Genomic DNA, 13,150 nt, shown 5'->3' on the forward strand with positions numbered 1-13,150 from the left:
TCGACTCTTTATTATAACAAAAAAAAGGATAAGCGCATACCTATCCTCTACTTCTTAATCACATATTCTAATCCGACTGGTTGCTCAATTTTTTCATCGCTATCCCCTTTGAAAAAAACAAGTGATGTCTTCTCTGCACTAAATTGATAATGCAATTGTCTAGGGTAAGCGATAACCTGCTCTCCAGCCTCAATATTAAATTCATCTTCTAAATACTGACTCGATATTTTAGCATTAATTCCTAACACAGGTGCGATTTTCTCCGCCAAACGACTAGAATAATCGGTCTCTAATTTCTCATTCACTTGTAGCGGTGTGCCAACTGTTGTTGTGAGATTAAATCCTTTACCCGCCACTTTCTCAAGCGTACCGTTCAAAATGGAGTAGCTTGTTAAAAAAACCATCGACCTTGTCGTGCGTATACTGAAACGTCGCTGGGTTCATTACTGTCGACACCTTATTTGCAAAAATTCGAATGCGGAAACGATCCATTTCCCGGTATTTCGAATCTACTTTTGCCATTTTAGTGAGCACGGTCTTATTGGTTGTATCTAAAATCAAATCGCCATTGTTCGCGATGCTCGTCACGGTATTGTCACCCTTAATAGGCACGACCAGATTCGGCTCAATCGCAATACTCGTACTGGTTTTAATCCACGTTCTATTACTATCCATTAATTTCGCTTGATCAATCTCAGGCATTACTTCTTCTGCCTGCACATTCCAAAATATCAGAAAGGCTGCACCCCCGATGGCTATGCATGCCAATAAACCAATGATAAAACGGCTTATACGACTATTCTTCAAGTCGCAAACACCCTCTTTCTTGTATCTCGCTTTGTTCGTAACAGCTTCCACCAGTATATCGCATTTTACGATTTAATACAAGTTGTTTACAATAATTACATTAATTCCTTGATATATTACAAAAATAGTACTCCCCTGGAAAGAATATAGCTACCCTGTATATTAATCAATCATTTCCATTTGTTTATTGTTTAAGTCAGACGCTGGAATGTCTGCTACATTGGCGAAAAAGGAGATGTGTTGCTTCAAGTTTTGGAAGATCATTGGCGTTTCTCCACCTAATTCCCCGTCCAAATTAATCAACATCTGATCATCGGAATGCACGACCACCTTCTCCGATTTCACATAAATCACGTTTGGCTCCTTGATGTGATCACCACGTAAAGCCAGCGTCACTAACCGGATAAACTCTGCCAGATTCACTTTTTTCACGATAATCAATGAGAATTTGCCATCGTCCAATTTAGCGTCAGGAGCTATTTTTTCAAAACCACCGATTGAATTCGTCAATCCGAGTAGGAAAAACATCGCTTCTCCTTCAAAAACGCCATCATCATATTCCACTCTGACATGCGTCGCCTTTAACGATGGTAACATTTCAATACCCTTCAAATAATAAGCTAGCTGCCCTAGCATGGTTTTCAAACGACTTGGTACATCATACGTAAGCTCTGTAATGCGACCACCACCACCGATATTGATAAAATACGTATCATTAGCTCTTCCAATATCCATCGCGACACTAGCGCCTTTAGCAATGATCTCCGTCGCTTTAATCACGTCACGCGGAATTTTCAGTGCCCTCGCAAAGTCGTTCGTCGTTCCAGTTGGGATAATTCCTATTTTTGGTCGATAATCCTGTTCAGCGATACCATTAATAACCTCATTAATTGTACCATCACCGCCAGCTGCTACCACTAAATCATAGCGATCCTCCACCGCTTTTCGTGCTTCATTTTTAGCATCATTTTCAGCTGGTGTCGTTGCATGGGAGCTCGTTATATATCCCGCATTTTCTAGTATTGTTAACACATCAGCCAAGTTTTTCTTAATAATTTCTCTTCCTGATGTTGGGTTATAAATCACTCGCGCTCGTTTCTGCATATTATATTCTCCATCCTCTCAAAAAGGAGTCTATAGGTGTAATATTTTTACACCGAACACTTTTCATTATACCAAACTAGCCTCCAAAAACCCATTCTGAAGCTATCGTCTTGCTTAAAAAATGCAAAAAAGTTACTAGGAGCGTCTATTTTCCCGCCCCTAATAACTCTGTGTGTTATTTAACGTTTGTTCATTTCATCTACCAAAATTTCATTAACCATCGTTGGATTTGCTTGACCTTTCGTCGCTTTCATCACTTGGCCAACAAGGAAACCAACCGCGCGATCTTTACCATTTTTAAAGTCGGCTACAGATTGTTCGTTTTGATCTAGAATACCGGAAATAATACCTCTTAGTTCGCCGGCATCCGATATTTGAACAAGGCCTTTCGCTTTCACTACTTCTTCAGCGTCGCCACCGTTTGTAATGAGTTCACGGAAAACTTTTTTAGCTATCTTGGATGAAATCGTTCCTTTTTCGATGAGGTTGATCATGCCAGCAAGATTTTCAGGTGTTAGCTTAGTATCGACAAGTTCTTGTTGCTCTGCATTTAGGTATGCAGAAACTTCACCCATTAACCAGTTCGACGCTTGTTTTGCATCGGCACCTTTTTGAATGGTTGCTTCAAAGAAATCGGACATTTCTTTTGTTAATGTAAGAACCATCGCATCATATGCTGGTAAACCAATTTCTTCTACGTAGCGCACTTGGCGTTTGTCTGGAAGCTCTGGGATTTCAGCACGAATGCGTTCTTTCCACTCATTATCAATGTATAGATCCACCAAATCTGGCTCTGGGAAATAACGATAATCATCGGAACCCTCTTTGATACGCATCAACGTCGTTTTCCCTGTGGCTTCTTCAAAACGGCGTGTTTCTTGCTCAATGATGCCACCTGCCATTAGCACTTCTGCTTGGCGTTTGATTTCGTATTCGATACCTTTACGTACGTTTGTGAAAGAGTTCAAGTTTTTCAGCTCCGTTTTTACGCCGAACGCTTCTTGACCTACTGGGCGAATCGAGATGTTCGCATCACAGCGCATCGATCCTTCTTCCATTTTGACGTCGGAAACGCCTGTATATTGGATGATCGACTTGATTTTTTCAAGGTAAGCATAGGCTTCATCAGCTGTACGCATATCTGGTTCTGACACGATTTCAACAAGCGGCGTGCCTTGACGGTTAATGTCGACAAGGGAGTAGCCATGTGATGTATGCGTATTTTTACCAGCGTCCTCTTCCAAGTGAAGCCGGGTAACACCGATACGTTTTTTCTCACCATGTACTTCGATATCAATCCAGCCGTGTTCGCCGATTGGTTGGTCGAATTGTGAGATTTGATAGGCTTTCGGATTATCTGGATAGAAGTAGTTTTTACGATCGAATTTCGTGTGCTCTGCGATTTCACAGTTGATTGCCATCGCTGCTTTCATACCGTATTCGACTGCTTTTTTATTCAAAACTGGCAAAACGCCTGGCATCCCAAGATCCACCACGTTCGTATTCGTATTCGGCTCCGCGCCAAAATGAGCAGGTGCCGGCGAAAAGATTTTGGATTCTGTTTTCAATTCTACATGGACCTCAAGTCCGATTACTGTTTCAAAATTCATATGTCTCGCCCTCCCTTATAAACTTGGTTTTTCTTTATGGAATTCTGTTGCTTGTTCAAATGCATGCGCCACACGGTAAATCGTTTTTTCATCGAAGTAGTTACCAATCACTTGCAAACCGACTGGCATACCTTCTGAGAGTCCACAAGGAACCGAGATCGCCGGAAGACCAGCCAAGTTAATCGGAATCGTTAACAAATCATTTAAATACATCGTGATTGGGTCATGGATCAATCCGCCAATATCAAAGGCAACAGTTGGTGCACTTGGCCCGATAATCACATCGTAATCTGCAAATACATTCGCAAAATCTTGCTTGATTAGCGTACGTGCTTGTTGTCCTTTTTTATAATATGCATCGTAATAACCGGAGCTAAGCGCAAAAGTTCCTAACATGATACGACGTTTTACCTCATCTCCAAAACCTTCGGCGCGTGATTTTTTGTAAAGCTCTTCCAATGTATGCGCGTTTGGTGAACGGTAACCGTAGCGTACGCCGTCAAAGCGAGCCAAGTTCGATGACGCTTCACTCGATGCTAAAATATAATAACTTGCTACGCCATACTCAGAATGAGGAAGCGATACTTCATCCCATGTTGCGCCTAAGTTTTCTAACGTTTTCAACGCTTTTAAAACTGCTTCTTTCACGCCTGGTTCCACGCCTTCACCGATGTACTCTTTTGGCACACCAATGCGTAAACCTTTAATGTCACCCGTCAAGTGAGACGCAAAATTCTCCACTGGCTGATCGATCGACGTGGAGTCATGCGGATCCACACCAGAAATCGCTTCTAGCAAATACGCGTTGTCCTCCACGGTACGCGTGATCGGTCCAATTTGGTCAAGCGACGATGCAAAAGCGATTAAACCATAGCGAGAAACGCGGCCATATGTAGGTTTCATCCCAACAACACCACAGAATGCAGCCGGTTGACGAATCGAGCCACCCGTATCTGATCCTAATGAAAACAATACTTCACCAGCAGCTACACTCGCAGCGCTACCGCCTGAAGAACCACCTGGTACTTTATTTAAATTCCACGGATTTGCCGTTGTTTGGAAATAAGAATTCTCGGTTGACGAGCCCATTGCAAATTCATCCATGTTTACTTTTCCGATATTAATCGTTTGTGCCGCTTTTAATTTTTGCATCACCGTTGCGTCGTAAATCGGATCAAAGTTCTCCAGAATTTTACTTGCGGCAGTCGTACGCAGGTTTTTCGTCACGATATTATCTTTAATACCGATCGGCAGACCTGCTAACATATTATTTGGATCAATCCCAGCATCCCCAAGTTCTTCGGCAACATCTAACGCCTTATCACGGTTCAACGTAATAAACGATTTCACTTTATCTTCTACAGCATCAATACGGTCAAATGATTCTTTGACAAGATCGTATGGCGCGATTTCTTTTTTTACAAGCTTTTCATGTAGGTCTTTTACTGAATGCTCAAATAATCCCAAATTAATTCCCTCCTGATTTCCTAAAATTAGTCTTCCATAATGGTTGGTACTTTGAACATGCCGTCCTGTTGGTCTGGCGCGTTTCTTAATACTTCCTCGCGTGGTAAACCTGGAATCGATACATCTTCACGCAACACATTAGACACTTCAATCGCATGCGATGTTGGCGCCACATTAGCCGTATCTAATTCATCTAATTTCTCCACCATCTGAATAATTTTCTCTAATTGCTCTGAGAATGCTTGCGCCTCTTGATCGCTTACTTCTAAGCGTGCCAAGTTCGCTACTTTCTCCACGGTTTCTTTTGAAATAGTTGTCAAAATTTCTCCTCCTAATCAGAAGAAAAGCACCTCGTTCGATACTTTCCTTCTTAAAAATATAATTACTCGAAAATATGCGCTGTTGGCGTATCATCATTTGCTTTACGCGTAATCAGTGCGGCTGTACCATCAGTTGTAGTAATATTAACCTGAATTGCGGCATTTGTCGAGAGGTGTTTTCCAAGTAAATCCGTCACATATTGCGTGAAACCAATAATTTCTGCTTCTCCGTAAAATTGTAGCGGTATATCAATGTTTAACTCCGCCATCTCCCCGTTCTCATAACGAGCGCGTCCAACGACACCCGTGTAGTTCGGGTAATACTTCTCAATGTCGGCTTTAAAATCTTCAAAAGAAGTGTTGTCGGTTTTATGGTCTGACTTTGCATCTGAGGACGGCAATACATAACTTTTCTCATCGATGGTCTTCCATTTCCCGACATCCGCACCATCGGCATTCGCCATCGCGATAAAGTTTCCAGGAACGACACCGTCACGCTTTCCTTGCTTATAGATCGCAATCGTAACCGGCACACTATCCAATCCTTTAGTAGCTCGAATCCGGCTTAAAACCGTCGCTGCCATCTCTTTTCCTTGAGCAAGTAGCGTCTCATCCGAAATATTTTGCTCATATGTGGCGCCAAATTTCTCTTTTTGATAATAATCAACGGAATTCATCGCTAAGGCAATCGAAATACCTCCAAGCCCCACCGTATTCTTGTCCGTTTTCTTCAAATAATCTTGCTCTAAAATATGCGCCAAATAAATCGGGGCACGTTGCTCGTCCGTCTTACCATTATCTTTTGGATTAAGTCCATCCTTGTTCTTATCACTCGATCGATCCAACCACTTCGTCAAGGTCTCTGTCGTCAAATACTGACCTTCTTGGAAAAGATAGTCATCCGGCGAATAACTTGTTTGCGAAACCCGCATCAATCCAGATTCCAACTCATTAATATCGTAACGTGAGTTGATGTTTGATACGACTAAACCACGAGATTTACTCGCTTTATACGGCAAAACAGTTTTGTAATAATCCGAGGAAATTTGATTCTTTGTCATAATACCTGTTTCCGCCTGTTTCGTGTCTTTCTTCTGTACAACCTGCTCATCCGAATTGAGGCTCGGGGCGCATCCTGCAAGTAAAAGCGCGGTGCTAAGGGAAACTACTAGTAATTTTTTCATTTGTTTTGACCACCTTCATCTGGTAAATATTCCATTAATTTTTGCTCGCTCCATACTGGTATACCTAATGCTTCGGCTTTAGCCAGCTTGGAACCTGCATCACTGCCTGCCACAACAACAGCCGTGTTTTTACTTACGCTCCCCGTTACATTTCCACCTAACATTTCAATTAATGCTTTCGCTTCCTCACGCTTCAGATGTTCTAATTTCCCTGTTAAAACAACTTTCTGATTCGCAAAAACAAGCGCTTCTTCTGACATTAATTCCAGTTTCGGACCTGTATACACCATATTGACTTCTGCTTTTTCTAACTTCGCTAACAAATCATGGACTTCTTCATTTTCAAAATAAGCAACGATGGAGTCTGCCATCTTCTCACCAATATCAGGCACCTCCATAAGCGCTTCTTTCTCCGCCTCACGGAGCGCATCCATCGTTTCGAAATATTGTGCTAAAACTTTCGCAGCCTTCGCACCAACATGGCGAATTCCAAGACCAAACAGCAATTTCTCCAACGAATTCTCGCGACTCTTGTCAACCGATGCCAATAAATTTTGAACGGATTTCTCGCCCATTCTCTCTAATTCTACCAGTTTTTCACCCGAAAGGAAAAACAAATCGGCCACATCCGCAATTAATTTTTGTTCAAAGAGCTGAACAACTACTTTTTCGCCTAGGCCGTCGATGTTCATTGCATTACGTGAAACAAAGTGAATCAGGCCTTCTTTTAGTTGAGCAGAACATTTCGGATTGATACATCGAAGCGCCACTTCCCCTTCTAAACGGACAAGCTCACTTGCACATGTCGGGCAGTGCGTTGGCATATGATACGGAACTTGCTCTTTCGTCCGCTCTTCCTCCACAACACGGATTACTTCTGGAATAATATCGCCCGCTTTTTTGATTAAAACGGTATCGCCAATTCGAATATCCCGCTCGCGGATCAAATCCTCATTATGAAGGGACGCTCGGCCAACTGTCGTTCCGGCTACGCGAACCGGCTCCAGAATCGCAGTTGGTGTAACGACACCCGTCCGACCAATGCCAAGCTCGATGTCGAGTAATTTCGTCGCCACTTCTTCGGCTGGAAATTTATATGCAATAGACCAACGTGGTGATTTCGCAGTAAATCCGAGCGTTTTTTGCTGCTCCAAACTGTCGACCTTAATGACGATGCCGTCAATGTCATACGCTAATCCTGCGCGTCCACTTGTCCATTCATCAATATACGCAAAAATTTCTTCTAAAGACTGGCACAAACGGCGTTCCTTGTTAACTTTCAAGCCTAGTTTTTCAAGTGTTGCTAAGCCTTCACTATGTGTCGCCACACCCATCTCGCCAAAGTCGGCAACAGCATACAAGAAAATATCTAAATTTCGCGATGCTGCAATTTTTGTATCTAATTGACGTAGAGATCCTGCCGCCGCATTTCGAGGGTTTGCAAAGACCTCCAGCCCTTCTTCTTCTCGCTTTTCATTCAAACTTTGAAATGACTGCTTTGGCATGAACGCTTCTCCGCGTACTTCAATCGTGAACGGTTCTTTTAGCACCATCGGAATAGAGCGCACCGTCCGCAAATTCGATGTAATATCTTCACCAACCGTCCCGTCACCGCGCGTTGCTCCACGTTTATATCTGCCCGCTTCATATTGTAAAGAAACAGCTAAACCATCGATTTTGAGTTCACACATGTAGCTACATCCTCGCCCACTTTCTCACGCACACGACGGTCGAAATCTTGCAAATCCTCATGGTTAAACGCATTGCCTAAACTAAGCATTGGCGTTTCATGCGCCACTTTTTGAAAACCAGCAAGTATTTCCCCACCAACACGCTGAGATGGCGATTCTGGCGTCACCCAATCCGGATGCTTCTCTTCAAGACCAATCAATTCATGCAAAAGTTGATCATACAAAGAATCCGGCGCCGTTGGATTATCCGCAACATAGTATTCATAACTAAGCCGCTCCAATTCCTTTATCAGTTCTTCATAACGCTCTTTTTCAGCCATTTCACTTCACCTACTTATACTTTTTCAACAGGCGCAAATTCCGCCAGCAATCGTTTTACGCCAGTTGGACTCGGGAAGGCAATATCAAGTTCCATATTACTCCCAGTTCCTTTCACGCTAACAACCGTTCCGACGCCCCATTTCTTATGACTCGCCTTGTCGCCAACTGTCCACGCCTCTTTTTCAGCGCCTGATGAACTGTAACCAACCACCGATTTGCTATGCATTGCTGACTTCGCAAATGGCACTTCTGTCAAACTGTTCTCATGACCCATTTCAATCAGATCATTCGGAATCTCATCAATGAAACGCGACTCCTTGTTCGCCGTCGAACGACCATACAACATTCGCGAGTAAGCGCTCGTCATATACAGCTCCTCTTCAGCACGCGTAATACCAACATACGCCAGTCTACGCTCCTCTTCCATCTCATCTTCCTCGAAAAGCGCCCGACTATGCGGAAAAATCCCTTCCTCGAGGCCCACTAAAAAGACAACCGGAAATTCCAAACCTTTGGCTGAGTGGAGCGTCATAAGCGTCACTGCCCCACGAGATTTATCCTCTTCATCCAACTTATCCACATCCGCAACAAGCGCCAAATCCGTCAAAAAGCTAATCAACGTCTTATCGTCGTTTTCCTTCTCAAAGTTTTGTGTCACAGATAAGAACTCATCAATATTCTCCAAACGCGTCTGCGCCTCAATCGTCCGCTCATTTTCTAACATTGCGCGGTATCCTGTTTTATCAAGTACTTGTTCCACGAGCTCCGTCACTGACAAGTAATCCTGCATTTGCGTGAAACCCTTCATCAGATCATGGAACTCCACTAATTGTTTGGAAATTTTGGCAGAAAGTCCAACCATTTCGATACGGTCCAACACTTCAAAAACCGTCAAATCGTACGCCGCCGCTGTATTCGCAATCTTATCCAACGAACCCGCGCCAACTCCACGTTTTGGTACATTAATAATTCGCGCCAAACTAATGTCATCATCATTGTTCGAAATCAGGCGCAAATACGCCAGTACATCCTTGATCTCTTTACGATCATAGAACTTCGTACCGCCAACCATTTGATACGCCATGCTCGACTTCATGAAAAATTCCTCCATGACACGCGACTGCGCATTCGTCCGGTACAAAATCGCAAAATCTGAAAGCGGCCGGTTCGACGCAATAACTTCTTCTTGAATTTTGCCGACAACATAAGAAGCTTCTTCCTTCTCCGTCAATGCCTTATGATAAAAAATCTTCTTACCTTCATCATTGTTCGTCCACAGATTTTTCGGTTTCCGATTGCTATTATTCTCAATCACCCGATTCGCTGCTTCCAAAATCCGCTTGGTTGACCGATAGTTCTCTTCTAAAAGAATCGTTTGCGCGTTCGGATAATCTTTCTCAAACGACATAATATTCGTAATATCCGCACCACGCCAACCATAAATCGACTGATCGGAATCCCCAACGACACACAGATTACGGAACCTAGCCGCAAGCAACTTCACTAAAATATATTGCGCATGGTTCGTATCTTGATACTCATCTACATGAATATACTGAAACTTCCGTTGATAGAACTCCAAGACGTCTGGCACTCGTTCAAACAACTGAATCGTCACCATGATTAAATCATCAAAATCTAGCGACTGGTTCTTTTTGAGCTTCTTCTCGTACTCGACATACACATCCGCAACCATCTGATCGTAAAAACCAAACGCTTCCTTCTTGTATTCCTCCGCATTGGTAAGCTCGTTCTTCGCGTTACTAATCGATGCCAAAATCCCACGCGGCTCAAACTTCTTCGTATCGATATTCTTGTCCTTCAAAATGCCCTTCACAACCGAAAGCTGATCCCCGCCATCCAAAATCGTAAAATTGCGGTTAAAGCCGATCCGTTCAATATCCCGACGTAAAATTCGTACACACATCGAGTGAAATGTCGAAATCCAAATCGATTCTGCTTCAGGTCCTAGCAAATTACCAACACGCGCTTTCATCTCACGCGCCGCCTTATTCGTAAACGTGATCGCCAAAATATTATACGCATTCACGCTACGTTCCTTCATCAAATAAGCAATACGATGCGTCAAAACACGCGTTTTCCCACTGCCTGCTCCCGCCATAATGAGTAGCGGCCCTTCTGTCGCTTGGACCGCCTTCTTTTGCTGTGGGTTCAATCCTTTTACTAAATCTTCCGCATTTAATTGCATTTTATCCTCACACCGCCAATACAAACATTTGTTCTTATTTTAACTTTTTAAGCAACCGAAAGCAAGTAAAGTTATCGAACCGCACTCACCGTTTCCAACGCCTGCTCAAAATCTTCATACAAAATATTACCAACGACAATCACATCCGCGATTTCACTCATTTCCCGTGCCTGAGCAACCGTCCTAATGCCACCGCCATACCAAAGCTTCGTGTTCACAAGCTCATCCCGCGCGGCCTGAACCATTCGACTATCACCAAAAGTGCCACTATATTCGACATAAAAAATCGGCAATCGGAGCATGTTTTCTGCAATGCTCGCGTATGCCGCCACATCATCCGCAGATAAATCTGTATTGGCCTTTGCGAGTTGTGCCGCTTTTGCCTCTGGGTTTAAAATGCAATACCCTTCTGTTTGGACATGCGGCCATGGAATAAAAGAGCCATATTGCTTCACAATCTCGTGATGCGCGCCAATCAACCAAGTCACGTCTGTCGAATTTAGAACCATCGGACTCAAGTAGTCGCTCGCACCAGGCACAATCATCGCCTCATCACTCACCTCAATAAAAACCGGTAATCCTAAACTCGCAACAGTCCGAAATAAATCCTGTACTGCGCCCATCTCTAGTCCATCTGAACCACCGATAATAAACCCGTCAGTTCCAGACTGAGCCAATCGCTGTACAGCTAGATTTGGTAACTGCTTAGCTGGATCTAATTTGAATAAATGTTTCACCAAAGCCCCTCCATCATGTATATGAGTGAAATAATTCCGCGTATGAAATAATAACCTAAGACTTTGTAAAAATATCGCGTCTTGCTTCGAACGCTAACTGATGGATTACATACTCGCTTCGCTCCTATGCATATTGGTAGCGTAACTCACTTTGTTCGAACGCTACCAACAATTATATCATTTCTAGGTGATAAGCGCACCACATCTAAGATTCTTTTATAAAAATCTTTAACTTTCTTCGCATTAAGTGGATGCAATCAGAATTTTTCTATGCTATGATATTAGTAATATGAATTACTCTCATTTCCATAATCTAGCTTATTTTGTATGAAAGGAAGTCTCTCATGGATAACAATAGAGAACAGTGGGGTTCTAAATTAGGCTTTACGCTCGCATCAGTCGGTGCCGTAATCGGAATCGGAGCTATTTGGAAAATGCCTTATATTGCTGCAAAAACTGGCGGAGGCGCTTTTTTCATTGCTTTCTTTATTCTTACATTCGTCATTGTACTTCCCATTTTAATCGGCGAATATATCATTGGGCGTTCCTCTAAGGGCGATGCTATAAAAGCCTATAAAGTGCTTTCCCCTCAAACACATTGGAATTGGGTCGGAAAACTTGGTGTTCTTGGCTCTAGCTTAGTCCTTGCCATTTATGGAATCGTCGGTGGATGGACACTCGCTTACATTGTTAAGGTGCTAACGGGGTCGGTCAGCCACATTGATATAGCGCAGTTGTCGTTACAGTTTAGCTTGACAACAGCCAACACAGCCATTGCGATTACAGGTACTGGAATTTTTATCTTGTTAAATATCTTAATTGTCTCGCAAGGGGTGCGCGCCGGTCTTGAAACAGTAAGTAAGATCGTCGTACCCATGCTTTTTATTCTCCTGATCGTTCTCACCATTCGTGGTTTGACACTTCCAAATGCGCTCAGTGCGCTAGGACACTTCCTAAAACCAGATTTTTCAGCAATCAACAGTGAAACACTGCTACTCATCCTGGGTCAGTCCTTTTTCTCTTTAAGCGTCGGGATTTCGCTGATGGTCACCTATGGCTCTTATCTAAACCATACGATTAACATTCCAAAAACATCCTCCATCATTGTTTTGTTAAACTTTTTCCTTTCTATACTTGTTGCACTGGCGATTTTCCCTGCCTTACTCTCTTTTGGCTTATCGCCGGATGAAGGACCTGGCATATTATTTGTCGTCTTGCCTTCGATTTTCAACCAGTTACCATTTGGAACAACTTGGTTTGTCGCATTTCTAGTCATGTTCTTTGTCGCGATTCTGTCCTCCAGTTTCTCGTTACTCGAAACAGCGACCGCGCCTTTCATCAACAGATTCAAAAGCCGACCGCTAGCTACTTGGGTTGTCGGTGGCATTATCTTTCTAGTTGCGATACCAGCTACACTTAGCTTTGGGATTTGGAGTGATATCACCATTTTTGGGCAAACCATCTTTGGTGCCATCGATTATGTAACTACAAATATTATTTTTCCAATTGGCGCACTATTTACAGCGATCTTTGTTGGTTTCAAACTCCCGCGCCAAGCGTTGTTTGACGAATTCACGAGCAGTAGTGGTCTAGGGCGTAAAAGCTTTATGGTCTGGCTTTTACTACTCAAATACATTGCACCCATCGCGATCATCTTGATTTTTCTGTCAGCCACAGGGATTATATCGTTTTAACAAAAT

The 13,150-nt window shown here is 43.0% G+C and carries 10 protein-coding genes and 1 pseudogene; 1 reads left to right on the top strand and 10 read right to left on the bottom strand.

Translation table 11 applies throughout. From position 1 onward, the window contains the following. Positions 1-47 precede the first annotated feature (47 nt). The 10 genes and pseudogenes from PGRAN_RS08015 to pcrB form a co-directional block, all read right to left on the bottom strand. Positions 48-404 carry a hypothetical protein gene (locus tag PGRAN_RS08015; protein WP_149024020.1) on the bottom strand — a complete coding sequence of 119 codons (357 nt, stop codon included), beginning with the start codon at positions 402-404 and terminating at the stop codon, positions 48-50. Continuing rightward, positions 361-807, bottom strand: coding sequence for a hypothetical protein (locus tag PGRAN_RS08020; protein ID WP_036066345.1), 447 nt, complete (start codon positions 805-807; stop codon positions 361-363). The genes PGRAN_RS08015 and PGRAN_RS08020 overlap by 44 nt, the downstream gene beginning before the upstream one ends. A 162-nt stretch (positions 808-969) precedes the next feature. Continuing rightward, the gene (locus tag PGRAN_RS08025) at positions 970-1,911 is read right to left on the bottom strand and encodes a diacylglycerol kinase (protein ID WP_036066346.1); all 942 of its coding nucleotides are present in this window, start codon (positions 1,909-1,911) and stop codon (positions 970-972) included. Between the two features lie 179 nt (positions 1,912-2,090). After that, positions 2,091-3,521 carry an Asp-tRNA(Asn)/Glu-tRNA(Gln) amidotransferase subunit GatB gene (gatB, locus tag PGRAN_RS08030; RefSeq protein WP_036066347.1) on the bottom strand — a complete coding sequence of 477 codons (1,431 nt, stop codon included), beginning with the start codon at positions 3,519-3,521 and terminating at the stop codon, positions 2,091-2,093. Between the two features lie 15 nt (positions 3,522-3,536). After that, positions 3,537-4,988, bottom strand: a complete 1,452-nt coding sequence (gene gatA, locus PGRAN_RS08035) for an Asp-tRNA(Asn)/Glu-tRNA(Gln) amidotransferase subunit GatA (protein ID WP_036066348.1) — start codon at positions 4,986-4,988, stop codon at positions 3,537-3,539. Positions 4,989-5,014: 26 nt separating this feature from the next. Continuing rightward, the gene (gene gatC, locus PGRAN_RS08040; RefSeq protein WP_036066349.1) at positions 5,015-5,308 is read right to left on the bottom strand and encodes an Asp-tRNA(Asn)/Glu-tRNA(Gln) amidotransferase subunit GatC; all 294 of its coding nucleotides are present in this window, start codon (positions 5,306-5,308) and stop codon (positions 5,015-5,017) included. A gap of 62 nt (positions 5,309-5,370) precedes the next feature. Further along, the gene (locus PGRAN_RS08045; protein ID WP_036066350.1) at positions 5,371-6,492 is read right to left on the bottom strand and encodes a CamS family sex pheromone protein; all 1,122 of its coding nucleotides are present in this window, start codon (positions 6,490-6,492) and stop codon (positions 5,371-5,373) included. Further along, a pseudogene (ligA, locus tag PGRAN_RS08050) lies at positions 6,489-8,272 on the bottom strand (NAD-dependent DNA ligase LigA). The gene PGRAN_RS08045 and the pseudogene ligA overlap by 4 nt, the downstream one beginning before the upstream one ends. A gap of 245 nt (positions 8,273-8,517) precedes the next feature. Then, complete coding sequence (pcrA, locus tag PGRAN_RS08055) at positions 8,518-10,713, bottom strand: DNA helicase PcrA (protein ID WP_036066351.1); 2,196 nt, start codon at positions 10,711-10,713, stop codon at positions 8,518-8,520. A 71-nt stretch (positions 10,714-10,784) separates the two neighbouring features. Further along, entirely contained in the window at positions 10,785-11,450 is a 666-nt protein-coding gene (gene pcrB / locus PGRAN_RS08060) for a heptaprenylglyceryl phosphate synthase (protein WP_036066353.1), read from the bottom strand. Between the two features lie 344 nt (positions 11,451-11,794). Between pcrB and PGRAN_RS08065 the strand changes: the two genes are divergently transcribed. Continuing rightward, positions 11,795-13,144, top strand: coding sequence for a sodium-dependent transporter (locus tag PGRAN_RS08065; protein WP_036066354.1), 1,350 nt, complete (start codon positions 11,795-11,797; stop codon positions 13,142-13,144). The last annotated feature ends 6 nt before the right edge of the window (positions 13,145-13,150 follow it).

Source organism: Listeria grandensis FSL F6-0971 (assembly GCF_000525835.1).
Classification (GTDB): Bacteria; Bacillota; Bacilli; order Lactobacillales; family Listeriaceae; genus Listeria_A; species Listeria_A grandensis.